The organism is Protofrankia sp. CiP1_Cm_nod3 (assembly GCF_982290655.1).
The window spans coordinates 59,540-83,750 of record NZ_CEVIVD010000005.1 but is presented as its reverse complement, the minus strand read 5'-3'; the positions used below and the strand labels follow the sequence as shown (position 1 = coordinate 83,750).

At 70.3% G+C, this 24,211-nt stretch carries 24 protein-coding genes; 10 read left to right on the top strand and 14 right to left on the bottom strand.

All coding sequences use genetic code 11. The features are described from left to right. The first annotated feature begins 1 nt into the window (after position 1). Complete coding sequence (locus AC5LUJ_RS02715; RefSeq protein WP_493464402.1) at positions 2-706, top strand: sterol desaturase family protein; 705 nt, start codon at positions 2-4, stop codon at positions 704-706. A gap of 377 nt (positions 707-1,083) precedes the next feature. Here AC5LUJ_RS02715 and AC5LUJ_RS02710 read toward each other — a convergent pair whose 3' ends face one another. Further along, positions 1,084-1,650 carry a hypothetical protein gene (locus AC5LUJ_RS02710; protein ID WP_493464401.1) on the bottom strand — a complete coding sequence of 189 codons (567 nt, stop codon included), beginning with the start codon at positions 1,648-1,650 and terminating at the stop codon, positions 1,084-1,086. A 378-nt stretch (positions 1,651-2,028) separates the two neighbouring features. Here AC5LUJ_RS02710 and AC5LUJ_RS02705 point away from each other — a divergent pair, with 378 nt between their 5' ends. Then, entirely contained in the window at positions 2,029-3,420 is a 1,392-nt protein-coding gene (locus AC5LUJ_RS02705) for a class II fumarate hydratase (protein ID WP_250281448.1), read from the top strand. Between the two features lie 587 nt (positions 3,421-4,007). Next, complete coding sequence (sthA, locus tag AC5LUJ_RS02700; RefSeq protein ID WP_250281449.1) at positions 4,008-5,417, top strand: Si-specific NAD(P)(+) transhydrogenase; 1,410 nt, start codon at positions 4,008-4,010, stop codon at positions 5,415-5,417. Between the two features lie 35 nt (positions 5,418-5,452). Here the strand turns inward: sthA and AC5LUJ_RS02695 are convergent, their stop codons facing one another. From AC5LUJ_RS02695 to AC5LUJ_RS02685, 3 genes are all read right to left on the bottom strand, one after another. Continuing rightward, positions 5,453-6,541: a DUF3616 domain-containing protein gene (locus tag AC5LUJ_RS02695; RefSeq protein WP_250281451.1), complete on the bottom strand. Its 1,089-nt coding sequence runs from the start codon at positions 6,539-6,541 to the stop codon at positions 5,453-5,455. A 209-nt stretch (positions 6,542-6,750) separates the two neighbouring features. Further along, positions 6,751-7,428, bottom strand: coding sequence for a serine hydrolase (locus tag AC5LUJ_RS02690; protein ID WP_493464400.1), 678 nt, complete (start codon positions 7,426-7,428; stop codon positions 6,751-6,753). Between the two features lie 857 nt (positions 7,429-8,285). Beyond that, positions 8,286-8,861, bottom strand: coding sequence for an NUDIX domain-containing protein (locus AC5LUJ_RS02685; RefSeq protein ID WP_250281453.1), 576 nt, complete (start codon positions 8,859-8,861; stop codon positions 8,286-8,288). 518 nt (positions 8,862-9,379) lie between these two features. Here AC5LUJ_RS02685 and AC5LUJ_RS02680 point away from each other — a divergent pair. After that, positions 9,380-9,880 carry a hypothetical protein gene (locus AC5LUJ_RS02680; RefSeq protein ID WP_493464399.1) on the top strand — a complete coding sequence of 167 codons (501 nt, stop codon included), beginning with the start codon at positions 9,380-9,382 and terminating at the stop codon, positions 9,878-9,880. Positions 9,881-10,150: 270 nt separating this feature from the next. Here the strand turns inward: AC5LUJ_RS02680 and AC5LUJ_RS02675 are convergent, their stop codons facing one another. The 5 genes from AC5LUJ_RS02675 to AC5LUJ_RS02655 form a co-directional block, all read right to left on the bottom strand. Beyond that, positions 10,151-10,510 carry a hypothetical protein gene (locus AC5LUJ_RS02675; RefSeq protein ID WP_250281457.1) on the bottom strand — a complete coding sequence of 120 codons (360 nt, stop codon included), beginning with the start codon at positions 10,508-10,510 and terminating at the stop codon, positions 10,151-10,153. A gap of 164 nt (positions 10,511-10,674) precedes the next feature. Continuing rightward, positions 10,675-11,160 (bottom strand): SRPBCC family protein, encoded by a 486-nt coding sequence (locus tag AC5LUJ_RS02670; protein WP_250281459.1) that lies wholly within the window; start codon positions 11,158-11,160, stop codon positions 10,675-10,677. A 265-nt stretch (positions 11,161-11,425) separates the two neighbouring features. Then, a complete protein-coding gene (bluB, locus tag AC5LUJ_RS02665; RefSeq protein WP_250281460.1) occupies positions 11,426-12,061 on the bottom strand; it encodes a 5,6-dimethylbenzimidazole synthase in 636 nt (211 codons plus the stop codon). A 462-nt stretch (positions 12,062-12,523) separates the two neighbouring features. Beyond that, on the bottom strand, positions 12,524-12,781 hold the full coding sequence (locus AC5LUJ_RS02660) for a type II toxin-antitoxin system RelE family toxin (protein ID WP_445548249.1): 258 nt from the start codon (positions 12,779-12,781) through the stop codon (positions 12,524-12,526). Positions 12,782-12,783: 2 nt separating this feature from the next. Continuing rightward, positions 12,784-13,035 (bottom strand): type II toxin-antitoxin system Phd/YefM family antitoxin, encoded by a 252-nt coding sequence (locus tag AC5LUJ_RS02655; RefSeq protein WP_250281464.1) that lies wholly within the window; start codon positions 13,033-13,035, stop codon positions 12,784-12,786. A 297-nt stretch (positions 13,036-13,332) separates the two neighbouring features. On the opposite strand from AC5LUJ_RS02655, the gene AC5LUJ_RS02650 reads away from it, so the two are divergent. From AC5LUJ_RS02650 to AC5LUJ_RS02630, 5 genes are all read left to right on the top strand, one after another. Next, entirely contained in the window at positions 13,333-13,617 is a 285-nt protein-coding gene (locus tag AC5LUJ_RS02650) for a type II toxin-antitoxin system TacA family antitoxin (RefSeq protein WP_250281466.1), read from the top strand. A gap of 151 nt (positions 13,618-13,768) precedes the next feature. Further along, positions 13,769-13,957 (top strand): hypothetical protein, encoded by a 189-nt coding sequence (locus tag AC5LUJ_RS02645; protein WP_250281467.1) that lies wholly within the window; start codon positions 13,769-13,771, stop codon positions 13,955-13,957. Positions 13,958-14,020: 63 nt separating this feature from the next. Further along, entirely contained in the window at positions 14,021-14,245 is a 225-nt protein-coding gene (locus AC5LUJ_RS02640; protein WP_250281469.1) for a hypothetical protein, read from the top strand. A gap of 198 nt (positions 14,246-14,443) precedes the next feature. Further along, positions 14,444-14,641 (top strand): hypothetical protein, encoded by a 198-nt coding sequence (locus AC5LUJ_RS02635; protein ID WP_493464398.1) that lies wholly within the window; start codon positions 14,444-14,446, stop codon positions 14,639-14,641. A 42-nt stretch (positions 14,642-14,683) separates the two neighbouring features. Continuing rightward, positions 14,684-14,974: a hypothetical protein gene (locus AC5LUJ_RS02630; RefSeq protein ID WP_250281473.1), complete on the top strand. Its 291-nt coding sequence runs from the start codon at positions 14,684-14,686 to the stop codon at positions 14,972-14,974. A gap of 109 nt (positions 14,975-15,083) precedes the next feature. Here AC5LUJ_RS02630 and msrA read toward each other — a convergent pair whose 3' ends face one another. The 3 genes from msrA to AC5LUJ_RS02615 form a co-directional block, all read right to left on the bottom strand. Next, positions 15,084-15,746 carry a peptide-methionine (S)-S-oxide reductase MsrA gene (msrA, locus tag AC5LUJ_RS02625; RefSeq protein ID WP_493464407.1) on the bottom strand — a complete coding sequence of 221 codons (663 nt, stop codon included), beginning with the start codon at positions 15,744-15,746 and terminating at the stop codon, positions 15,084-15,086. A gap of 359 nt (positions 15,747-16,105) precedes the next feature. Then, the gene (gene phoH2, locus AC5LUJ_RS02620) at positions 16,106-17,398 is read right to left on the bottom strand and encodes an RNA 5'-3' helicase PhoH2 (RefSeq protein ID WP_445548247.1); all 1,293 of its coding nucleotides are present in this window, start codon (positions 17,396-17,398) and stop codon (positions 16,106-16,108) included. Positions 17,399-18,311: 913 nt separating this feature from the next. Further along, positions 18,312-20,135 carry a phosphoenolpyruvate carboxykinase (GTP) gene (locus tag AC5LUJ_RS02615; RefSeq protein WP_250281478.1) on the bottom strand — a complete coding sequence of 608 codons (1,824 nt, stop codon included), beginning with the start codon at positions 20,133-20,135 and terminating at the stop codon, positions 18,312-18,314. Positions 20,136-20,471: 336 nt separating this feature from the next. Between AC5LUJ_RS02615 and trhA the strand changes: the two genes are divergently transcribed. Further along, on the top strand, positions 20,472-21,155 hold the full coding sequence (gene trhA, locus AC5LUJ_RS02610; protein ID WP_250281480.1) for a PAQR family membrane homeostasis protein TrhA: 684 nt from the start codon (positions 20,472-20,474) through the stop codon (positions 21,153-21,155). Positions 21,156-21,220: 65 nt separating this feature from the next. On the opposite strand, the gene abmR is transcribed toward trhA, so the two are convergent. Both abmR and AC5LUJ_RS02600 read right to left on the bottom strand, forming a co-directional pair. After that, positions 21,221-21,781 (bottom strand): ATP-binding transcription factor AbmR, encoded by a 561-nt coding sequence (gene abmR, locus AC5LUJ_RS02605; RefSeq protein WP_250281482.1) that lies wholly within the window; start codon positions 21,779-21,781, stop codon positions 21,221-21,223. A gap of 172 nt (positions 21,782-21,953) precedes the next feature. Beyond that, a complete protein-coding gene (locus AC5LUJ_RS02600; protein WP_250281485.1) occupies positions 21,954-24,026 on the bottom strand; it encodes a thioredoxin domain-containing protein in 2,073 nt (690 codons plus the stop codon). Positions 24,027-24,211 lie beyond the last annotated feature (185 nt).

The following is a 24,211-nucleotide window of genomic DNA, read 5'->3' as shown; positions in this document are numbered from 1 at the left end:
GCTGCACCGGATCGTGCTGCACGGGGTCACCGCAGCCGTCGCCCGTCTGGACCAGCCCGGCCCCCACGGCCGAGCGTCCGACGCCACCACGCTGCGCGCCGCGGCCGGCCGCTTCGTGTCCCATCCGCGTCCACCGGTGCTGATGGGTGTGGTCGCGGGCCTGGCGGCCGTGCGGCTCGCCCGCGGGCGCTTCGGCCGGACGGACGCGGTGGTCGCGGTGTCCATGGCCGCCGCGCAGCCGTTCGTCGAGTGGGCGGTGCACCGCGGGATCCTGCACGCCCGGCCGGGCAGCCGGGCCGGCGCGGTCTGCTACCGGATCGCCGGCTGGGGGCACGAGCAGCACCACCGCGACCCGACGAACATGGACACGATGTTCGTCCGGCCGCAGGAGGTGCTCGACGTGGGAGCGGTCGCGCTGGTCGTCGCCCTGTCCGGCCCTCCCCCCGCCGCCACCGCGGCCCTGTGCACGGGCCTGGGGCTGCTTGCCTACGACTGGACGCACTTCCTCATCCACACCGGCTATCGCCCGCGCGGCAGGGTGTACCGCAGGATCTGGCGTAACCATCGGTTGCACCACTTCCGCAACGAACGCTACTGGCTGGGTGTGACGTCCAACATCGGCGACGTGCTGCTGGGCACCAACCCGCCGCGGGACGCGGTCCCGGTCTCGCCGACCGCGGCCTACGCCCACCTCCCCGCCGGGTGATCTCCGCCTCACCCGGTGATCTTCGGTGGCACCGGCCCGCCGCCTGCCGCTCCGCTCACGCCCTGTGGACTTACTCACGCCCGGTGCCGGCCGGTCGTCCGGGAAACGGGCCCGCCACCCGCCAGTCGCCGGATCGTCGAATTCCCGCTCCAACGTGATACGGCCGCCGGCGGCCGGCCATTTCCCGGCCGGCCGTCCCGCCCGTGCCCACACCGCGGGCCGTGGACATGCCGGTGACATGTCGTCGATATATCAGTGACATGTCGACGACGTCCGGCCGATGTCACGGAGACGTTGCCCCCGGCCGTGACGGAACCACCGAAAAACACGGCAGGCCGTTTACCGGCGGATTTGACACCGTATTTGCGGACAGGACGTCAGGAGGGTGGCGGGCATTCCGCGCCCAGGGCGTCCAGAGCGATGCCGACGTCGATACGGGTGCCGATACGGGTGCCGTCGACGGCGGTGCCGCCGCCGTCGACGGCCGGATTTCCCCGGCAGGCGGGAGGGCTCCTGGCCGGCTGGGGCGACGGCTGGCCGCCACCGGCGGCGTCCAGTTGTTCCGGTCCCGTGGCCAGCCCTGCCGGTCCCGCGGCCAGCGGGGACGGCGAGGACAGCCTGGCCGGCGCGGCCGCGGCCGGTGGAGCCGTCCGGGCCCGTGGGGAGCCCGCCGGGCTGCCCACGCCTGCCCGCAGCCCGGCGAGGGCCATGCGCCGGGCGAGCGGCGCCGGGCCGTCGGCGGGGACGGCCGGCGGCGCCGACGGTGTGCGCACCACCGCTGGCAGGCCCGGGCCGGCCACGTCCGGCACCCGCGGAAAAGCGGGCGGAGAACCGTTCGGTACCGGCAGCGCGGCGGATCCGCAGGAACTGACGGCGCACACGGCGGCCAGGGCGACCGAACACACCAGCGGAAAACCCGGACCGAAACGCACGACCGCCGCCATCTCAGATATCCGTGCGGCCGACCGCAGTCGCTACCGCGTAACTATTTATTCCGCCCGCTGGCGACACTAGCACCGACGGCGCCGGACACGGCAAATGCCGGGCCGCGGCCGGCGGACAGCTTCCGGACAATGCAACCCGTATGAATCGGTCAATAATTTCTTCGCATCCGGCCGGGCGCGACGGCGTGTCCCGCGCCGAATACCGGTGTCGACTACGGTGGCGACGGCCGCCCACGGCCGGGTCACCGGGAACCCGGAAGCCCCCGCCGGAGGGTACGTACCGCCCGGTACCGGACCCCCATCGCACGTTGCGCCTAACCTCCTGGACGGTAGATAGATAGATGTCGAGCAGGTGACGACCGGCGGGAGCGGGAGCATATGAGCGAGCAGGACTACCGCATCGAGCACGACTCCATGGGTGAGGTGCGCGTGCCGGCCACGGCCAGGTGGCGGGCACAGACCCAGCGTGCGGTCGAGAACTTCCCGGTGTCGGGCCAGCGGATCTCCCGGGCCCACATCGCCGCCCTGGCACGGATCAAGGCGGCGGCGGCGACCGTCAACGCCAAGCTCGGCGTCCTCGACGCGGAGATCGCCGCCGCGATCTCCGAAGCCGCCCAGGAGGTCGCCGAGGGCGCCTGGGACGACCACTTCCCGATCGACGTGTTCCAGACCGGCAGCGGGACGTCGTCCAACATGAACACCAACGAGGTGCTGGCAACCCTCGCCACCGAGCGGCTGGGCCGGCCGGTGCACCCGAACGACCACGTCAACGCGTCCCAGTCGTCCAACGACGTGTTCCCGTCGTCGATCCACGTCGCGGCGACGCAGGCGATCGTCCAGGACCTGATCCCCGCCCTCGAGCACCTGGCCGCCGCCCTCGGGCGCAAGAGCGTCGAGTTCCGCGAGGTCGTGAAGTCGGGGCGCACCCACCTGATGGACGCCACGCCGGTGACCCTCGGCCAGGAGTTCGGTGGCTACGCGGCGGCGGTCCGCTACGGGGTGGAGCGGCTACAGGCGGCCCTGCCGCGCATCGGCGAGCTCCCGCTGGGCGGGACCGCCGTCGGCACCGGTATCAACACCCCGCCCGGCTTCGCCGCCGCCGTCATCGAGCAGCTGGTGGCGTCCACCGGCCTGCCGCTGTCCGAGGCCCGCGACCACTTCGAGGCGCAGGCGTCCCGGGACGGCCTGGTCGAGGCCTCCGGGGTGCTGCGGGTGGTCGCGCTGTCGCTGTACAAGATTTCCAACGACCTGCGCTGGGCGTCGTCGGGCCCGCGTGCCGGGCTCGGCGAGATCCGCCTGCCCGACCTGCAGCCGGGGTCGTCGATCATGCCGGGCAAGGTCAACCCGGTGATCCCCGAGGCCGTCTGCCAGGTTGTCGCGCAGGTGGTCGGCAACGACGCGGCCGTGGCCTTCGGCGGCTCCGCGGGCAACTTCGAGCTGAACGTGATGCTGCCGGTGATCGCCCGCAACCTGCTGGAGTCGATCCACATCCTGTCCACCATCAGCCGGCTGTTCGCCGACCGCTGCGTGGACGGCATCGTCGCGGACGTCGAGCGCTGCCGGCGGTTCGCGGAGTCCTCGCCGTCCATCGTGACGCCGCTGAACCGTTACATCGGCTACGAGGAGGCAGCCAAGGTCGCCAAGCAGTCCCTGGCCGAGGAGAAGACGATCCGCGAGGTCGTCCTCGAACGCGGCTACGTGGCCGCGGGCAGGCTCACCGAGGAGCAGCTGGACGCCGCGCTGGACGTCCTGTCGATGACCCACCCGTAAGCTCGATGACCCACCCGTAAGCCGCGCCCGGCCCGGCCGGCGGTGTGATCGTGTTCTTCCACACCGCCGGCCGGGCCGGATCCGTGGGGCACCGGTGGGCCAGGGAAAGTATGATCATCCCTGCCGGACGCCGCCGGGACGAGATCACCGGGCTGTGCGGCTGTGCGGCTGTGCGGCTGTGCGGCTGTGCGGCTGTGCGGCTGTGCGGCTGTGCGGCTGTGCGGTCGCGCCCCGCCGCCTGCGCCGAACAAGCGGCGGGGAGCCGTGGAAGACCCCCCAGCAAGCCCCCACGACCCCCGCACCCGTGTTCAACGAGACACCGCGGCGGAGGTTACGGGGAGCTCGAAGATTTTTCCGCGCGTCCCCGGGCGGCCGCGCCGGCCGCCAGAGGTGGCCGCCAGAGGTGGCCGTCACCGCGTGGACCTGCGAGATCGGCCCGCCCCGGACCGGATGGCCGGCGGGAAGGTACGGAGGTCCCGACAGAAGGGGCAGTAACAACCTGACGTTCCGGACGTCCCGTGCCGTCCTGTCCGGTTATTCTCCCACTAATCAATAGCGGGAGTTTTCAGCTGAGGAGGTGACAAACGATGTACGACTACGACCTCCTCGTCATCGGGTCGGGCCCGGGCGGGCAGAAATCGGCTATCGCCGCCGCCAAGCTGGGCCGCCGCGTCGCGATCGTCGATCGTCGTGACATGGTCGGCGGGGTCTGCATCAACACCGGCACGATCCCGTCGAAGACGCTGCGCGAAGCCGTGCTCTACCTCACCGGTATGACCCAGCGGGAGATGTACGGGCAGAGCTACCGGCTGAAGGACGACATAACCGTCTCGGACCTGTCCTCGCGCACCCAGCACGTCATCGGACGTGAGATCGACGTCATTCGCAGCCAGCTCAGCCGTAATCGGGTGGCCTTGCTCATCGGAACGGCGAGCTTCGTCGACCCGCACACCATCAGCATCATCGGCAGCGACCAGACCGACGAGCGCCGGGTCAGGGCGGAGAAAATCATCATCGCCACCGGCACCCGGCCGGCCCGGCCGGACACGGTCGACTTCGACGGCCGTACCGTGGTCGACAGCGACCAGATCCTGGCGCTGGACAAGATCCCCGGCTCGATGGTCGTCGTGGGCGCCGGTGTGATCGGCATCGAGTACGCGTCCGTGTTCGCCGCGCTCGGCACCAAGGTGACTGTCGTGGAGCGCCGTGACCGGATGCTCGACTTCTGCGACGTGGAGATCGTCGAGGCCCTCAAGTACCACCTGCGGGACCTGGCCGTCACGTTCAGGTTCCGCGAGTCGGTCGTGTCCGTCGAACGTCACCACAGCGGCACCCTGACGCTGCTGGAAAGCGGCAAGAAGATCCCCGCCGACACCGTGATGTACTCGGCCGGGCGCCAGGGGCTCACCACCGCGCTCAACCTCTCCAACGCGGGCCTGAGCGCCGACAACCGGGGCCGCATCAAGGTCGGTTCGGACTTCCGGACCGAGGTCGAGCACATCTACGCCGTCGGCGACGTCATCGGCTTCCCGGCGCTGGCCGCGACCTCCATGGAGCAGGGCCGGCTCGCCGCCTACGCGGCCTGCGGCGAGGCCGTCCACGTGATGCGCCACGAGCTGATGCCGATCGGCATCTACACCATCCCCGAGATCTCCTACGTCGGCAGCACCGAGGACGAGCTCACCGAACGGGCCGTGCCGTTCGAGGTCGGCGTGGCCCGCTACCGCGAGCTCGCCCGCGGCCAGATCGTCGGGGACTCCTACGGCATGCTGAAGCTGCTCGTGAGCTCGACCGACCGCAAGCTGCTCGGCGTCCACGTCTTCGGCACCGGGGCCACCGAACTCGTCCACATCGGCCAGACCGTGATGGGCTGCGACGGGACGATCGACTACCTGGTGGACGCCGTGTTCAACTATCCGACGCTCGCCGAGTCCTACAAGGTGGCGGCGCTGGACGCGATGAACAAGATGCGTGCCGTCGCCCGCTTCAGCAGCTGACGTCCGTCCGGCCCAGGGCTGTCGGGCGACGGCGGTCAGGGCAGCCGGAAGACGTCGACCAGGATCACGCCGGGAGCGGGCCGGCGGTGCGCCGCCGGGCTGTCATGGACGACCAGGATCGACGAGGGGTCGTCCGGGGCCAGGGCGATCCCCTCGGCGTGGTCGTCGCCCTGCCCGAACGGCAGGTCCAGCACACGGACGAGCGCGTCGTCGTCGACGACCACGCTCGTCCGCGCCCTGACCGCGTCACGCCACCGGTAGACCCGGACCGGGCCGTCGAGGTCCATCGTCGGGCCGGCGAGCACGAGCAGGTCGTCCCCCTGGACGAGCAGGTCGCGCACGCCCAGGCCGTCGAGGTTCAGGAAGTGCTTCCGGTAGGGCAGGCCGCCCTCCAGCGGCCGCAGCCCGAGGTCCTGGCCGTCCCCCTCGGTGGGGCGCAGTTCGACGACCACCGCCCAGCCGCGCAGCACCGGCCCGCGCAGGCCCAGGTAGACCCGCTCGCCGACGACGGCCAGCCCCTCGACGTCGAACCCGTTGTCCTTGCTCGGGATCGCCAGGAACGGGCCGAGGTGCTCGTCGTTCTTCAGCACCGTGGTGACCCGGGTCTGCTTGCGCAGCCCCAGCGCGGCGGCGGTCAGCTGCCCACCGGCGCCGTCCGGGGCGGCGGCGGTGCTCACCAGGGTGGGCAGCCCGTCCCGGGTGACGACCGGGATGCGGCCGAGCAGATGCCGGTTCGCGTTCTTGCGGATCCTCGCCAGGGCGCGCAGCGCGGTCTCGGTCGCGTGGTGCGGCTTGACCCGCTTGCGCGTCAGGCTGTGCGAGCCGACGAACCACAGGTAGCCGCCATGCCGGTCGAAGCCCTCGATGTCGATCTCGGGGATGACGCCGTCCGCGTCCGGCCCCACCGGCAGCGGCAGGAAGTCACCGACCGGGAAGGAGACGTGGCCGTCATAGGCGTCCCCGGCCGCGCTCAGGGTCACCCGTTCGACCGTCGCCGTCTCGTCCCCGCCGAGCCACAGGTGCCGTCCTTCACTCTTGATCGTCGACAGTGACCCGACGATGTCGGCCACGGGGTGCGGGCCGACGTCGTCGAAACGGACCGTAACGGTCTTCACAGCATCCACGACTGCTCCCCCTCGGCCTGACGTCCCCGGTGACAGTTCCATTTACCACAGCCTGTCTGTCCCGGCACCGTTCGCCATGGCCTGCCCAGACGTACCCGGTCCAGGCCGGACCACCACCCCATGGCCCGTCCGGCGCGCCCGGACGGCCGGACCGCCACCGTGACCGGACGGCGGAGGCGTCAGGCACGCCCCGGCGCGGCGGGGCGGCTTCAGCGGATGCGGGCCGCTACCGCCACCGGCGCCACGGCGGCGTCCCAGGCGATCCGGGACAGTCCCTCGACCGTGTCGATGCCGGCCCGCATCGACGGGTTGCCGCGGCTGTAGACCGCCATCACGTAGTCCCGCCCGCCCCCGTGGACATGCCCGAGGCTGGCGATCACCCAGCCACTGTCACGGGGCAGCCAGCCGTTCTTCACCTCCACGGCGACGCCCGCGGGCACCCCGCCGGGCAGGCCCCACCGCTGGGCGGGCACCACACCGGCGAGCAGGCTCGTCGCGGTGGCCCGGGCCTGATCGCCCAGTACGCCGCCCGGATAGGCCAGCGTGCGCAGCACCGCGAGCTGGTCGACGGCGCTGGTCAGGGTGAGCCCCCAGCGTCCACCACCGCCCGCTTTCGTCCTGGTCATCCCCAGTCGGCGGAACATGGCGTCCATTGGCGCCGCACCGCCGAGCGAGCGCCACAACCGGCTCGCGGCCGCGTTGTCACTTACGCCGATCATCGCCCTGGCGCTGCGCAGCTCGCCCGCGCCGAGACGTCCGGACGGCCCGGCGCGTTCCAGAATGCCCAGCAGTATCGACAGTTTCACCGTGCTGGCCGTCTCGAAACCCGACACCGTCGGGTCGTCGACGGTGATGGTCCGGCCGGTGAGCGCGTCGTACACCGCCACACCGACCTGCCCGGGGCGCTCTTCGAGATATTCGGAACCGCTCGGACAGGTCGAGCCCGGACAGGGACGGCGCCTTCGGCACGGTTTCGGGAACGAGCCGCGGCGACGGGGTGACGGTACCGGCGGGCGGCAACCGGAGCGCTGGTGGCTCCGTGGGCATATCCGGCGCGTAAACATTCGGCGCGGATCCGCCGGCACCGGTGAAACGCACGGATCCGACGACCGGGGCCAGCACGAGGGCATTTACCACGACAGCCGCGACCAGTACCGCGCCGGCACGTCGCGAGACCGGTGCCCGCGCTGGCTCGTCGACGGATTCCACTGGTCCCGAAAATCCCCTCGTCGGCCGCCAGACCGCGTTTTTCGAAACGGTGCGCGGCGGCGCGCGATGCCGCATTGCGATGGTTGTGTGGTGCCGCATGGCCACATCCGATGTATACCCGCGGCAGAACGTCGCCGCATCGTCACTTTCCTTTTTCTTCGCTACCGCGCGGATCGGCGTCGGACGCCGGGAAGACTCCTGTCGCACGGCATTTCCGCGGGAAAAAGCAGCCATGGCGGACGCCGTAAAGGATGCCGGGACCGGCCGCACGGGCCGCGGGCGCCCGACTGCCCGGAAACGGGCCCGGACCGGCCCTCGACACCACTGTCAGACGATGGAGCGGGACATCCGGTAGGCACTGCTGGCCATGGTCCCCGACCAGTGGTCCTGACCTGCGGCCCTGGCCCCCGGCCTGGCTTCCGGCCTGGCTCCCGGCCGCTCCGCTCGCGTCCCCTCGGGGCCGGGAGCAACCGCGGGACCAGGCGGGGACGGCAGGCGCGGGAGGAGCGTGATCACGCCGCTTCCGGGCGGGCCGTCAGGCGGGCTGGACCCGCTCCGCCCGAGCGTCGCGGGCGCAGCGGGCACGAAGCTTGTCACCCAGCGCGCCGAACAGGTCCCACACCGGGATCCAGCGATGGTCGACCGTCCCCGCGGAACGCGGCCGCACCGTCTCGTCCGGGACATACAGCACGAAACGAACGTCGTAATGCACGTGCGAGGGCTCTTCCCGGACCGGGTCGGTGGGCGCGACTCGCACGTCGATATCAATCGGATGAACAGTGTCCGGAATCACAGAATTAGCCGCTATTCCGGCTCCCGCGGCGAGCCCGCGCAGCGCCGCGCCCAACAAGGACTGGTCGGCCGCGTCGACATGCCCGGCGGGAAGCAGCCAGCCCGCCGAGCCCAGGCGGCGAACATGCAGCACCCGCCAGTCCGTGGTGACCGCGACCGCGCCCCAGGTGACGTGCGCGGGCATGGTGGCGGGATCCGTCACCGGGTCCGCCCCCTCTATCAGGGCCAGCACCAGCGGACTCAGGTTCTCGATCTCGCCAGGATTGTCCTCGAGATAGCGAAGAACTACTCCGGCGACCGCATTGTTGCTCACTGCCACGGGACATGACAGTACCTCCAGAAGAAGATTTCTGGCGCACGGGGGCGGGTCGGGCGCCGCCGTCCCGAACAGGCCCACGGCGTACTCCGCGGCGCCCGACCGGCACGCTCGGAAGCCGGATCCCGTTCGTGGCATGCACTTTCCGCTCGACGCGCCGGCCGGCCACTCGGCTGTCGGACGGGCGAACAAGCCGGACACAGTCGCCAAAACGACACAATCACCCCCGCCCGGCCGGTCGCCACCAGCGGTTCCCCCGGCCGCGCTGACAGGCTGCCGACAGCCGCGCCGACGTGTCGGCATGTGATGCCTATCGTGTGACGACCGGCACCAGCCCACCTCGACCGGCACCAACCGCTGGAGACCGTCTCCACGCGGGCGGGGCGGACACCGACGGGCGGGGCCGGCGAACAGGACGCGTGCCATGCCCGGGGTGTGTGAAGGGGGAGATCAGATTGGGTGCTTCCGGAGGTTCCGGTGGCCACGCCGGCACCACGCGGCATCGGATGGCGGTGGCAGCCGTGGGCTGCGGCCTGGCGGTACTGCTGCTCGGCGCCTGCGACGAACCGACGAGCCCGGGCGGAACGCCCGGGCCGGCCGGGCCGAGCGGGTCGGTGAGCCTGCCGGGAGGGCTGCCGACATCGCTGCCCACGGGCCTGCCGACGGCCCTGCCGTCCATTTCGGCGTCGCTGCCGGGCGGCGGGCAGGTGGCCACGGGCAGAGACGCGCTGAAGGCCGCGAACGTCCCCGCGGACTTCCCGATCCCGCCAGGTGCCGAGGTAGGGGCCGGTACGTCCAGGAACAACGAGTCCGTGCTCACCCTGAGCGGTGTCTCCGACAACGCGGTGGCGGCCTTCTACCGCCAGGCGCTGCCGGCCGCCGGCTACACGATCACCGGTGACAACCAGATAGCCGGCCTGGCGGCTTCGATCGCCTTCGAGGGGCACGGCCTGAAAGGGACCATCGGAACGGCCGGGATCGGCACGGCCAACGGCACGGTACTGACCTTCCAGAAGCAGTAGAAAGCAGTGGACGAAGCGGTGGGCCGGCTGCCGGCAGCGCAGCCGGCAGCGCGGTGAACGGGCCGGCGGAAACGAGCCGGACCGGCTTTTCAGGCCCAACGGCCCGCCAGCCCGATGGCCGCGCGATGCCGATGCCCGGTACGGCCGGTGACCCACCACCGCCCGTACCGCGGCGCGGCCGTCGGGCACCCGCCGGCATCCGACCGGCCGGCCCGGGCCCCGCAGCCGTACCCGAAATTTTGTACCCGAATTCCGTCCGGTGCCCGGATGCTATTTCGTGCTCATCAGCGCGTCCAGCATCCCGTGCAGATGAGCTACCGCCCACTCGATGTCGAAGTACTTGTACCGGCCGGCCCGTGACTCGGCCGCGAGAACGCCGCAACGGTGCACCCTGCTGAAGTCGCCGTACGGGAACCGGTACCGTTTCCTGTCGTCCTCGTCGTCGTCCTCGGAAATGCCGAGATACCATTTCCGGTATTCGCTGAAACCGTGTTCGGCGATGAACTCGTTCTCCTGCCGCGTCGAGGGCTGGTGCTCGCCCCAGCCGTCTCGTTCGTCGAGTACCACGGCACCGTTCTCGATCAGTTTCCTGGCATGCTCATAGGAACGGCGGCTCAGTCTCACGGCCATGATCCCCTCCAGATCATTCTCGAGGACGAACCGATACACGGGGCTGGCCGCGTCAACGGCCCGTTCAGGCGGCCCTACCCGGTATGGCGGCGTCGACACCGGCACGCCGCCGGCCGCCCGGCGGCGGGCCATACCTGCCAGCACCGGGGCAGGGCCGGCCATGCCTATGTGGCCGGCGGCGTGGCCGCCGGGCCCGGACGCGGGCCGGTGGCCGCGGCCCTGGCCAGGCGGCGGGCCAGCCTGCCGATGAAGAACTTCAGGGCGCCGGCAAGTACCGCTCCCGTCCCCGGGATGAGCGGGACGAAGCTGCCCTGCCAGACGATCTCGGTACCGCCGCCCACCGGCGCCAGGTCCACCGTCGCCAGATAGTCGCGTATCGGTAGCAGAGCCGAGCGGATCCGGTAGGCGTGCCGGCGGGCCGGAAGGTACTCGACGATCTCTTCACGGAGGAGCAGCGGCGGCCGGCCAACCCGGCACACCGCCCCCACGCCGCCCGGCTGGGGTGTGCCCTCCCGCTCCCACCACGATCGCGATATGAGCGGACCCGCCCACCGCGACCAGCCCGCGCCGTCCGCCAGGAGGTCGAACACCGCCGACGGCGCGGCCGGGGAGAGCTGGGTCACCACGTACACCCGACGCCGGCCGCTCATGACGCCCGCCGTCCGGTCCGTTCGCGCTGGCCAGGGCAGTCAGGCCGACCAGGCCGGCCGATCTGGCCGGGCCACCCGGTCCGTGCCACCGCAGCGGCCCCGGGACCGATGGCCGGCTGCTCCCTCATCCGACGGACGTCAGCCACAGCCCCCTACCTTTCATCAAGAACGCGGACGCATCAAGAACATGGGCGTAGGCACGGACGTGGATGTCGACACGGCAACTTATAGCTACATGAAATATTCATTCAGTTATATTCGATCTTCAGTCGGACGCGGACCGCCACGTCTCACGATGGAGCGCCCGCTCCAGCGGCCGGCGGTGGGCCCAGCCATGTCTTTCCAGGTCAGGGACCTGCTCGTGATGCGTGACCGGGCCGAGGCACAGCCACGCGACCGGCCGGACACCGTCGGGAATACCCAGCATGTCCTGGACGACCCGCTCGCGGAAGAACGACACCCAGCCGCACCCGAGGCCCTCGGCGGTGGCCGCCAGCCACAGGTTCTGGATCGCCAGGCACACCGAGTACACCCCCGCGTCGGCAATGGCATGCCGGCCCAGGACGGCGGGCCCGCCACGCCTCTCGTCATAGGTCACCACGACGGAAAGCGTGGACTCCAGGACGCCGTCTATCTTGATCCGGGCGAACCGGGCGGCCCGCTCGCCCGTCAGGGCCGCGGCAAAGACGGCGCGTTCCCGTCTGACATGCTCGTAAAAGGCACGCCGGGTCCGCTCGCTTTCGACCACGATGAAGTCCCACGGCTGGCTCAGCCCGACGCTGGGGGCGGCGTGCGCCGCGGCAAGCACCCGGCCCAGGACGCCGTCCGGGATCGGTGCCCCGGTGAACTGGGCGCGGACGTCCCGTCGCTGATGGATCACGCCGTACAGGTCCACTGGCATGGCAGGCTCCCGCTGTCCGCCACCCGCCCGTCGGCGGATGGCACGGATGCGAGGCCGGTCTTCGGACTCTCGGATCAGCACCTGACCGCCCGCCTTCCCGGACCGCGCGGTCCAGTGGCTGCTCCCGGGCCGCGTCCGACGGATCCTCGATCGCGCAGGCGGCCCCGGACGAACATCCGGACGAAACACCCACATCGACCGACACCTGTCGGACCCGGCCCGTGCGCGTGGGCGGCGGCTCCCCGATCACCGCGGCGGGCCCGTGCCGGACTCACACCGGCTTCCCGATTCTCCCCGGCCACCTGGCCGCCCCGGGCACGCCCGACCGGTCACCCGGTCACGCGCCCGAGACCCCAGGCAACCTGAGGCACCTCGCGAACAATGCCACCACGATCATCCCACAAACCGACCGCTCCCGGACCCGTCCGTCCTGATCCGCCGCCCAGGACACGACGATCATGATCAGTAGATCTCCCTGCGGTGCCCCACCCTGACCACCGTCACGACGATGCGGCCATCGTCCACCAGGTAGACCATTCGGTAATCCCCTACCCGCAGACGCAGTGTCCCCGCTGGCTCGCCGACCAGCGCACGCACACCGGCCGGGCGCGGATCGTCCGACAGCCGGGTCACCGCAAGCAGCACTCGACGAGCCGCGGCCCTGTCCAGCTTGCGCAGTCCACGCAGGGCCCGTGTCGTCCACTCGACCTCGTACTTCAGTGTCAGAGCAGGCCGAACTCCGCCATCACGTCCCGATGCGGCACCCGGGGCTCGCTGGAGGCGAGCGCCTCCCTGGCGGCGATGAGATCGGATTCGTCCTCGGCTCTTTCCAGATCCCGCAGGTCGTCAATTGAAATGACCGCGGCGACCGCGCGACCATGACGGGTGAGCACAGTCCTCTCGTGGATGTGCTCCGCCCTGGACACGATCTCACCGAGATGGTCCCGCGCCTCGCTGATCGGCATCTCACCCATACCCCGGATTGTACAAAACGGGGAGAAGGCACGCTCCCCACCTGCCAATATGAGATGAAACAGGCAGTTAGTTCCATTTTGCGACTGGACGGATCGGGAGAAGAAGATCGTGATGGTAGCGGTGGCGGCCAGGCGGAGCTCGGCCGGCCAGCCGGCGTCGGCCTGGGCTATGCCGACCGGGCAGGACAGGCCGGTGCCGCCGAGGCCGCCCGCTTCCAGGCGTGCTCCGGGCGGCCTCCGCTTTCTGCCCCGTACATCTGTCCGTACACTCGTACGGACAAGACAGGGATGTGGATTATGGCTGCTTCGGCAACGTCAGGACGATTCGAGTTCCGAGTGCGGCCCGAGCTCAAGCATCTGATCGAGCGTGTGGCGTCCCTCACACACCAGACCGCGTCGGACTTCGCGCGAACCGCCGCGGAGGAGCGTGCCGTGGAGGTACTCCGGGAGCACGAACTCATCACGAGAGTCCCGGCGGACTTCTTCGACGAACTGCTCGCTTCCCTGGACGCTCCCGTGGAGCCCAACGACGCCCTGACCCGCGCCGCCGCATGGCTTGACTCCGTCATCGAGCGACGGTGACCGCGAGCAGATTCGTCAGCAGGCAGGGGCGAGGCAATGGTCTTAACTCACGCTCCGATGTTCTTGTCAGTGCTCGCATGTGTGGGCATGCTTTGAAGGCCGCTTCGATGTGGCCATCGAAAGGCCTAGCCTGACCCAGGGGAGGTGGGAAGTGACGCAACCCAACGCCTGGCCATACCCCGAGCCGTACGAATGGGCGGACAAACCCGACTCCGCTACCCAGCAGGCGATCGACGAAGCACGCGCGGACATCGAGGCCGGCGACTTCGTCATCCACGACGGCATCGAGGGCTTTGAGTCCTTCCTTGACGAGCTGGAGGCCCACCCCCGCGCAAGCTGAGGCGACGCGCCCGGAAGGTCGCACTTGCCGGATGTCGGCAAAGAATGTCGGTACCGTCCCCTCATGCCCACGTTCCAGTCGGTCGGCCGCTTCCGGGTCGAGTACGACCGGCTCAGCCGGGAGGAGAAAACCGCCTTCCGCGCGGCGTTACCGCTGTTCATTGCGGGAGTGGTCGCAGGCCACTTCCATCCCCGGCTCCGTGTCAAGAGCTTCAAGAAGATCCCCGGTAAGCCCAGTCCGCACGTCATCTGGCTGCGCATCGGCACCCACGGCATCTTCGAACGGTAGCAACCCCGCGCACACCGTGGGTCCGTGGCCACGGCGGGAACGGAGTAGGACGGACACCGCTGGATACCTGGAAACGTCCCATCGGCCGCCGAGTCACCCCGGCCGTCAGCCGGCGTCGGCCTGGGGTACCTGACGTGGAGTTGCCGGCCTTCAGGACGTCGCGGGGTTCGCCACCAGGTGTCCAACCCGGGTTAGAGTGTGTATGTGGAGATCTACGGCGTGGCCGTCCCGGAGCCTCACGAGTGGGTCGACGAGCCGGACCCCGCCACCCAGCAGGCGATCGACGAAGCGCGCGAGGACCTTGCCGCAGGACGATCGGTCATCTGTACCAGTGATGCCGCGTTCGACGCGCTCCTCCACGAGCTGTCCATGGACCCACACTCGAAGGCAAGCTGACCCCTCGAAAGGGCGCTCCCCTTTCGCCCTATTGTCGTGACCGTGCCCACCTTCGAGCCGGTTGCCCGCTTCCTCGCGGAGTTCCATCGGCTCTCCCCGGCGCAGCGGGCCGCGTTCCTGCGTACCGTCGCGCTGTTCCGTAAAGGGCTGACTTCGGGCTCCTTCCACCCGAAGTTGCGGGTCAAGGGCTTCAAGTCCGAGCCCGGGGTGTTCGAGATGACGTGGGCACGTGATGGTCGGGCGCTGTGGACGTACGGCGAGCCGATCCCCGGCAAGCCCGGCCCGCACGTCATCTGGCTGCGCATCGGCACCCACGACATCTTCGAGCGGTAGCTTCCCCACGTACGTAGTGGATCCGCGGCTACCGCAGGAACGGAGTGAGACAGACACCGCCGGATACCCTCGGACATCCAGTCGGCTGCCGGGGCCATCCCGGCCGCGGTCAGCCGGCGTCGGTCTGGGCTACGCCGACCGGGCAGGAAAGCCCTGTGCCGCCAATGCCACAATAGCCGTTGGGGACCTTGTGCAGGTACTGCTGGTGGTAGTCCTCCGCGTAGTAGAACGGGCCGGCGGGGGCGATCTCGGTGGTGATCGGGCCGAAGCTGGCGGTGTCGAGGACGGTCTGGAAGGCGTCCCGGCTGCCCCGCGCGGCGGCGAGCTGCTCGTCCGAGAAGGTGTAGATCGCCGAGCGGTACTGGGTGCCGACGTCGTTGCCCTGGCGCATGCCCTGGGTCGGGTCGTGCGCCTCCCAGAAGACCTTCAGCAGGTTCTCGTAGCTCACCACGGCCGGGTCGAACACCACCTGGACGACCTCGGTGTGCCCGGTCAGGCCCGAACAGGTCTCCTCGTACGTCGGGTTCGGCGTGATCCCGCCCGCGTACCCGACCGCGGTCGAGTACACCCCGGGGGTCTGCCAGAACTTCCGCTCCGCGCCCCAGAAGCAGCCGAGCCCGAACACGGCGGTCGCCAGCCCCACCGGGAAGGGCCCCTGTAGCGGTGTGCCGAGGACGGCGTGCCGCTCGGGCACGGCGAAGGCCGGTACCTCACGGCCGGGCAGCGCCTGCTCGGCCGTGGGCAGGGTGGACTTGTGGCGGGTGAAGAACATCTTCCACGACCTCCGGGACTTGTCCGGCCCGCGGTGACACGGCAAGAACATGACCACGCCACCGTGGGCACTTCGGCGACAGGGCCTGAAACGTCAACCCCTGCCACGCCCGGTACGTTCCCTGATCCGCCCGATTCCCGCGCTCGTCCAGCCCGTGTCCGTCCAGCCCGTGCCCGTCCAGCCCGGGTCCGCCCGGCTGGGCCGGACGGACAGCGGCGCGGTAGACGAACGGCCGGCCGATGGCAGGCCCGCCGGGTTCCCGCAGGGCTGCGGAGACCGCGCGGGAACGGCCGCCGCTGGCAGGAACCGCCAGCGGCGGCCGCAGGTGCTGGTGGGACCGCCCACGGGGCCGCCGAGCCTTACAGGACGAGGTCCTCCAGCATGGTGGTGACCAGCGCGGCGATCGGCGACCGTTCGGAGCGGGTGAGCGTGACGTGCGCGAACAGCGGGTGGCCCTTCAGGGTCTCGATCACGGACGCGACCCCGTCGTGCCGGCCCACCCGCAGGTTGTCACGCTGCGCGACGTCATGCGTCAGCACGACCCGTGACCCCTGCCCCAGGCGCGACAGCACGGTCAGCAGCACGCCGCGTTCCAGCGACTGCGCCTCGTCCACGATGACGAACGCGTCGTGCAGCGACCGGCCGCGGATGTGCGTCAGCGGCAGCACCTCGAGCATGCCACGGTCGACGATCTCCTCGATGACCTCCTGGGAGACCAGGGCGCCGAGGGTGTCGAAGACGGCCTGTGCCCAGGGCGCCATCTTCTCGTTCTCGCTGCCGGGGAGGTAGCCGAGATCCTGGCCGCCGACCGCGTACAGCGGCCGGAACACCACGACCCGCCGGTGCAGCCGGCGTTCCATCACCGCTTCGAGGCCGGCGCACAGCGCCAGCGCCGACTTGCCGGTGCCGGCCCGGCCGCCCAGGGAGATGATCCCGACGTCGGGGTCGAGCAGCAGGTCGAGCGCGACCCGCTGTTCCGCGGACCGCCCGTGCAGGCCGAACGCCTCCCGGTCGCCACGGACCAGGCGCACCTTCTTGTCCGCGGTCACCCGGCCCAGCGCGGAGGCGCTGCCGCCGGCGGCGGTGAGCACCAGCCCGGTGTGGCACGGCAGCCCGGCGGCGTCCGGGATCTCGACGGTCTCGCGGGCGTAGAGCCGGTCCAGGTCGTCCTGGGCGACGGCGAGCTCCGCCATACCGCTCCAGCCGGAGTCCACCGGCGTCTGCGCCCGGTACTCCTCGGCGGCGAGGCCGACCGCGGACGCCTTCACCCGCAGCGGCAGGTCCTTGGTGACCAGGACGACGTCGTTGCCCTCCCTGGCGAGATTGAGCGCGACGGCAAGAATGCGGGAGTCATTGTCATCCACCCGGAACCCCGGTGGGAGCACCGACGGGTCGGTGTGATTGAGTTCGACCCGTAGCGTTCCACCGTCGTCCAACGGCAGTGGCTGATCCAGTCGACCGTGGCGGATTCGTAGGTCGTCGAGGAGGCGAAGGGCCTCGCGGGCGAACCAGCCCAGTTCGGGGTGGTTCCGCTTTCCTTCCAGTTCTCCTACGACTACCAGAGGAAGCACCACATTGTGCTCCGCGAACCGCAGCAGCGCGCCAGGATCAGACAGGAGCACGCTTGTGTCGACGACATGCGTTCGTGGCACACGCCCACCCGCTTATTCGGAGGAAGTCCGGGACCGGGCCCCCCGCGGGAGGCCGGGCACCGGCCTCCTGGCGTTGTCGCGAATGCGGCACCGAGGGGCCTCCCGAATGGCCCGGCCCAGTGCCGGACCACGACTTGAGCCATCTTGGTCCCGCCTGATGGATCATCGTCGTGCGACACCCACCCGGCGTACCCAGTGCCACACGTTAGCTCCCCCGCCGCGAAAGCGCGACCATCTTCGCACAACACGCTCAGCAACGGTCACCGACCGTATGGTGATGGCCGATGGAAAATCGCTTGTACTCCAGCCACAATCATGATCATGATCTCTGGACCGTGCCGTAGCAGACAACTATGTGTCCCCGCGTTCGTATCCTGACGTTTCCCGGCGTTTACCTGGCCGGTACATCCCGACCGGAGAACAGAGCGCGCCCCGGCCGGAGAACCGGCGGCCACGGCACCGGCCGACGACATTTCCAGAGGACCCGGACAGAACGCCGCGGGACCTCCGGACAGATCAACCGGGCAGAACGGCCGGACAAATCGTAGGACGGATCGGCAGGACGGATCAGCAGGACGGATCAGCCGGACAGAACGACGGCAACAGGCGCACCGGCGGCAGACGGCACGGCCGCGGCAAACAGACGGCGACAAACAGACAGCGGCAAACAGACGGCCACAAACGGACGGCCGGCGCAGCCGGACAGCGGTAGGTGGACAGCGTCGGATGGGCAGCGTCGGATGGGCAGCGTCGGGACGCACCGGCCCGGGAGGGACGCCACAGCACCGGACAAGGCCGCGACGACAACGATCGGGCCGGCGCCCTTGGCACATGCCGGACGCCGGCCCGATCCCCGTGGTCACACCCGCCGCTGCCCCGGAGCGGGGAGCAGCCGGCCCAGGTGTCCCGTCGTTCAGCCCTTCAGGCGCTCGACCAGGGCCTCCTGCTCGGACCACAGCTCGGCCGGAAGCGCGTCGCCGAAGGTCCGGTAGTGCTCGGGGATCAGCTCCGCCTCCTCCTTCCACAGCTCGGTGTCGAGGGTGAGCAGCTCGGCGAGGTCCTCGGCCGGGACGTCGAGCCCCTCTGTGGACAGCGCTCCGGGGGCAGGCAGGACGCCCAGCGGGGTCTCCACCCCGTCGGCCTCGCCCTCGAGACGGCCGATGATCCAGGCCAGCACCCGGCTGTTCTCCCCGAAGCCCGGCCACAGGAAGCGGCCCTGCGCGCTCTTGCGGAACCAGTTGACGTAGTAGATCCGCGGGAGCTTCGCCGGGTCCGTCCTGCGTCCGATCGACAGCCAGTGCGCGAAGTAGCCGGCCATGTTGTAGCCGCAGAAGGGCAGCATCGCGAACGGGTCACGCCGCAGCTTGCCGATCGCGCCGGCCTGCGCCGCGGTCGTCTCCGAGGCGACGATCGACCCGTAGAACACCCCGCGCTGCCAGGTCGGCGCCTCGGTCACCAACGGGACCGCGGTCGCCCGGCGCCCGCCGAAGAGGATCGCCGAGATCGGGACGCCCTTCGGGTCCTCCCACTCCGGCGCGATCGTCGGGCACTGGCCCGCCGGCACGGTGAAACGGGCGTTGGGATGCGCGGCCGGCTCGGGGGAATCCGGCGTCCAGTCCCGGCCCTTCCAGTCGGTCAGATGGGCCGGCTTGTCCTTTGTCAGCCCCTCCCACCACACGTCGCCGTCGTCGGTGCGGGCGACGTTGGTGAAGACCGTGTTGCCCCACAGGGCCGCGATCGCGTTGGGGTTGGTCTCCACGCCCGTGCCGGGCGCCACCCCGAAGAAACCGGCCTCCGGGTTCACCGCGTAAAGCCGGCCGTCCTCCCCGAAACGCATCCAGGCGATATCGTCACCGATGGTCTCGGCTTTCCAGCCCGGCAGGGTGGGAATGAGCATCGCCAGGTTGGTCTTGCCACAGGCCGACGGAAACGCCGCCGCGACGAAGTGGACCTTCCCGGCGGGCGAGGTGAGCTTGAGAATGAGCATGTGCTCGGCCAGCCAGCCCTCGTCCCGGGCCATCACCGAGGCGATACGCAGAGCGTAGCACTTCTTGCCGAGCAGGGCGTTACCACCGTAGCCCGAACCATACGACCAGATCTCCCGGGTCTCCGGGAAATGCGTGATGTACTTGGTCGAGTTGCACGGCCATGGCACGTCCTCCTGACCGGGCTCGAGCGGGGCACCCAGTGAATGCACGGCCGGGACGAAGAAACCGTCGTCACCCAGCTGCTCCAGGGCGGGCGCGCCCATACGGGTCATCGTCCGCATCGACACGGCGACATATGCCGAGTCGGTGAGCTGGACTCCGAGCGCCGAAATACGGGAGCCCAGCGGGCCCATGCAGAACGGCACGACATACATCGTGCGCCCCCGCATGCTGCCCTCGAACAGGCCCCGCAGTTTCACCTTCATCTCGTCCGGGTCGGTCCAGTTGTTGGTCGGCCCGGCGTCCTCGGGATTCCGCGAGCAGATGAAGGTGCGGTCCTCGACCCGGGCGACGTCGGTGGGATCGGAAGCGGCGTAGAAACTGCCGGGCCGCTTCTCGGGGTCCAGCGGGACGAACGTGCCTTTGTCGACCAGCAGGCGGGTCAGTTCCGCGTACTCCGCGTCAGAACCGTCACACCACCAAATCCGCTCCGGCTGGGTGAGTTCGGCGATCTCACGCACCCAGGCAAGCAGCCCGGCATGCCTGGTCGGGGCAGCGTCAAGCCCCGAAATCTGCGCCGCGGTCGTCACAGCTCCCACCTCCGCTTGAGTCGAGCCCACCACGGCCTCGCCATAGCACCTATGCCCACGCCATGGAAGGTCCACTCGTGCCCGGGGCTACAGAACGCACGCGCCGTCACCCCGCAACACCGCGCCCGCGCCATCACCGTCCAGCACATAGTGGATCAGCCACAGCCATAGGCGATTCGAGGCCGTGTACAGGATCTTTTGACTCTACCTTGGGAGCTTCCAACAGTCGCGCGGTCGAGCCACCGCAATCGGGCAAATCTTCCGTCACGAAGCCCGCGAGAAGCCGATCAACGACGCCCACTGGTAACCATGACGGGCGCAAGATACGGTGACCATGTGACCACGACCGCACCCGGCCGCGACTTCCGTCACCATCCAAGCGACCTGGTGCGACCAAGGATGCGCGGATGGTTGCACGCGGGCGCCTTCCCGGTCAGCCTTGCACTCGGCGTCATCGCCATTACGCTGGCCACGACGTTCCGTGCACGGGTGGCGGTGGGTGTTTATGCGCTAAGCATCGCCATGTTGTTCGGCACGAGCGCGCTGTATCACCGGAGGATGTGGGCAACATCACGCGCGCGATCTCTGATGAAACGGCTCGATCATTCCATGATCTTCGTTTTCATCGCCGGGACTTACACACCACTGGCCCTGCTCGCGCTTCCGCCGCGGACCGCCCGGACGATACTCGCGGTGGTCTGGGGCGGCGCCGCGGTCGGTATCGGGCTGCGGATGCTCTGGCTGCACTCACCGCGCTTCCTGATGGTGCCGCTGTACATCGCCCTCGGCTGGGTGGCGGTCTTCGTCATACCCGAGCTGCTGCGCACCGCCGGCGTCGCGGCGCTGGCCCTGATCCTCGCCGGTGGCGTTCTGTACAGCCTCGGGGCATTTGTCTACGCGTCCCGGCGCCCCAACCCGGCTCCGCGGACGTTCGGCTACCACGAGGTTTTTCACGCGTTTACCATCGTCGCGGCGACATGTCACTATATTGCCGTCATTCTGGCAATCTACGCAACATAACATGGGAATGGTCTGGCCGAAAGCCTGCTATCCCACGGGCCCGCCGGCCGGGGCGGCATGCGGGCTCACAGCTCCGGCCCCTCCGCGCGGACCTGTTCGACCTTCTCCAGCGCCTCCCGCAGGCGGGCCAGCCACGGTTGCGCGTTGTCACCGACCAGCCGGACGCACCAGGCCAGCGCGTCGCTCCGGCTGCGCGCGACCCCGGAGTCGACCAGCGTGTCGAGCACCTGGCGTTCCGGCTGCCGGAGCCTGGTCATCACCGGAACGGACAGGGTGGTGAACAACTCGGTCGTCCCGCCCGCGGCCGCCCCCCACGCCACCTTGCGCCCGTAGCGCCGCTCGGCCTCCTGGGCGATCGCGATCCGGTCGTCCCTGGTCTGCTCGCGGAACCGGCGGATGCGGCCGGACTCGGCGGCGGCGACCGCGGTGGGGTCATCGGTCTCCAGCTCCGCGGCGGGGATCGTCCCCACCACCACGATCTCGTCCCGGTCGACGGTCACCGTCGCGGCACCGGTGAACCAGGTGTCGGGCAGCCTGCCCACGAACCACGCCGGCGCGTCGTCCGCGGGCGGCACCTGCTCACGCTCACCCCAGCGGCCGAAACCACGTCCACGCGCACCCACCATGTCTGCCTCCTCGCGGTCCGCGTCCGGTGCGGGCTTCCAGGCGTCTCGCACCCCGTTTGATTACATACTTACAGAAGATACATGGCAATGGGTACCACTTACGAGGTATCGCTTACGAACATCTCCAGAGCCACGTCCAGGGGTCAGGACGCCCGGCGTACCCGCGAGACGCTCAGCCGGTCGCCGGCAGGACGAGCCGGACTCCCAGCTGGTCACGCACCGCATCCACGGTGCTCACCGGGCGCTCGCAGACGAAGCCCCGGCACACGTAGACCCCCGCTGTGCCCCGTCCTCGAGCCAGGGGCCCGGAGGTGACCACGACCGCGCCCGGTGAGGTGGTCAGCCGGGCCGTCCGCTCGAGGTCCGGGCGGTCGACGACGACGACCTCGGCGGGGCCGGCCAGCAGTGCCGCGCCGACCGCCCCAGCCCACCCCGCGAAGGACGCGTTCGCGGCGAGCAGCGGGGCGAGCACCTCCAGAGCGCGCTTGGCGGCCCGGCGATGCTCGTCGGAACCGGTCAGCGCCGCGTAGGTCAACAGCGCGCCGGCGGCCGCGGACTGGCCGGACGGCGTCGGCGAGTCCGAAGGGTCCCGCGGCCGGCGCAGCAGCCGCTCGGCATCGTCGGCGGTGTCGTGGAAGCCACCGTCGTCCGCGGCGAAGCGGGCCCGGGCGACCGCCAGCAGGTCACCGGCCAGCGCCAGCCACTGTTCGTCCCCGGTGACCTGGTGCAGGGCAAGGAGGCCCTCCGCCACGTCGCCGTAGTCCTCCAGCACCCCGGCGTTCGCGCCGACGCGGCCGTGCCGGCTGGTGCGCCGCAGCCGGCCGTCCACCAGGTGGACGTCGCGCAGCAGTGTCGCGGCGCTGGTGGCGGCGGTCACCCAGGCCGGTTCGGCCAGCAGCGCGCCGGCCTCGGCGAGCGCCGCGATCGCGAGCCCGTTCCAGGCCGCGACGATCTTGTCGTCCCGGGCGGGCTGCGGGCGGGCCGCCCGGGCCCGCGCGAGCCGCTCGCGCACCGACGCGAACCGGCCGGGATCGTCCGGGTCCACCCGCAGCTGCAGGACGGACGTGCCGTGCTCGAACGTGCCCGCGGCGGTCACGCCGAAGACGTCCGCGGCCCAGGCGCCGTCCGCCGGGCCGAGGACGTCGACAAGCTCGGCCGGCGTCCACACGTAGGTGGCGCCCTCCACGCCGTGCCCACCGGCGCCGTGCCCGGCGGAGCTGAGCCCACCGGCGCCGTGCCCGGACGAGCCGTCCCCGCCGGTGCCGGGCCCGGCGGGGACGGCCGTGTCCGCGTCCAGCGCCGAGGCGAAACCGCCCTCCGGGGTCCCCAGGTCGCGCAGCAGGAAGGCGGCTGTCTCCCGGGCGACCCGCTCGGCCAGCGGGGACCCGGTCGCCCGCCACAGGTGCAGGTACACCCGCAGGAGCTGGGCGTTGTCGTAAAGCATCTTCTCGAAGTGCGGGACCGTCCAGGTGGCGTCCACGCTGTAACGGGCGAACCCGCCCGCGAGCTGGTCGTAGATCCCGCCGCGGGCCATCCGCTCGCAGGTGGTGGTGACCATCCGCAGGCTGGCGGCGTCCCCGGTGCGGGCGTGGTGGCGCAGCAGCATCTCCAGCAGCGCGGACGGCGGGAACTTCGGCGCCGGCCCGAAGCCGCCGTGCTCCGGGTCGAAGGACCGCGCGGCCTTCGACATGGCGATGTCGAGCAGGTCACCGGTGAGCCCGGCCGACGGGCCGGCCGGCCCCGACGCCACCGCCGCGATCCGGCGCGCGATGTCCGCGCCGGAGGCCGCCACCTCGTCACGCCGCGTCCGCCACGCGTGCGTGACCGCGGCGAGAAGCTGCCGGAACGAGCTCATCCCCGGCCGCGGCACCGGCGGGAAGTAGGTGCCGGCGAAGAACGGCTCCCCGGCCGGGGTGAGGAACACCGTCATCGGCCAGCCGCCATGGCCGGTGAGGGCGACGGTGACGTCCATGTAGACGGCGTCGACGTCGGGCCGCTCCTCCCGGTCGACCTTGATGTTGACGAAGTGCTCGTTCATGATCGCCGCGGTGTCCGGGTCCTCGAACGACTCGTGCGCCATCACATGGCACCAGTGGCAGGACGCGTACCCCACGGACAGCAGGACGGGCACGTCCCTGGCCGTGGCCTCGGCGAAGGCCGCCGGCCCCCAGGGCCACCAGTCGACCGGGTTGTCGGCGTGCTGGAGGAGGTACGGCGAGGTCTGCTCGGCTAGACGGTTCGGCATGTACCCAGCATCCCGCCGTCGGGAAGTTCAGCGGGCCGTGGGCGCTTGGAACCTTTTATGGTGCCAGTCGACCGGATGGTGACCTGCAGGGCGACCTCCGCGCCGCCCTACTTACATTCCGCGTCTTCTCACCCACAAACCGCGTCCTACTTACAGATCGCGCTGTCCCGGGCGCGGTTACGGCC

What these genes read in the sequence shown, in the direction of transcription:
- abmR (WP_250281482.1), bottom strand. Translation starts at nt 21,781, where the DNA reads ATGGTGGGTGCGCGTGGACGTGGTTTCGGCCGCTGGGGTGAGCGTGAG.
- sthA (WP_250281449.1), top strand. Translation starts at nt 4,008, where the DNA reads ATGTACGACTACGACCTCCTCGTCATCGGGTCGGGCCCGGGCGGGCAG.
- AC5LUJ_RS02705 (WP_250281448.1), top strand. Translation starts at nt 2,029, where the DNA reads ATGAGCGAGCAGGACTACCGCATCGAGCACGACTCCATGGGTGAGGTG.
- bluB (WP_250281460.1), bottom strand. Translation starts at nt 12,061, where the DNA reads ATGCCAGTGGACCTGTACGGCGTGATCCATCAGCGACGGGACGTCCGC.
- AC5LUJ_RS02675 (WP_250281457.1), bottom strand. Translation starts at nt 10,510, where the DNA reads ATGGCCGTGAGACTGAGCCGCCGTTCCTATGAGCATGCCAGGAAACTG.
- AC5LUJ_RS02600 (WP_250281485.1), bottom strand. Translation starts at nt 24,026, where the DNA reads ATGCCGAACCGTCTAGCCGAGCAGACCTCGCCGTACCTCCTCCAGCAC.
- AC5LUJ_RS02650 (WP_250281466.1), top strand. Translation starts at nt 13,333, where the DNA reads ATGGCTGCTTCGGCAACGTCAGGACGATTCGAGTTCCGAGTGCGGCCC.
- msrA (WP_493464407.1), bottom strand. Translation starts at nt 15,746, where the DNA reads ATGTTCTTCACCCGCCACAAGTCCACCCTGCCCACGGCCGAGCAGGCG.
- AC5LUJ_RS02655 (WP_250281464.1), bottom strand. Translation starts at nt 13,035, where the DNA reads ATGGGTGAGATGCCGATCAGCGAGGCGCGGGACCATCTCGGTGAGATC.
- AC5LUJ_RS02710 (WP_493464401.1), bottom strand. Translation starts at nt 1,650, where the DNA reads ATGGCGGCGGTCGTGCGTTTCGGTCCGGGTTTTCCGCTGGTGTGTTCG.
- AC5LUJ_RS02670 (WP_250281459.1), bottom strand. Translation starts at nt 11,160, where the DNA reads ATGAGCGGCCGGCGTCGGGTGTACGTGGTGACCCAGCTCTCCCCGGCC.
- AC5LUJ_RS02640 (WP_250281469.1), top strand. Translation starts at nt 14,021, where the DNA reads ATGCCCACGTTCCAGTCGGTCGGCCGCTTCCGGGTCGAGTACGACCGG.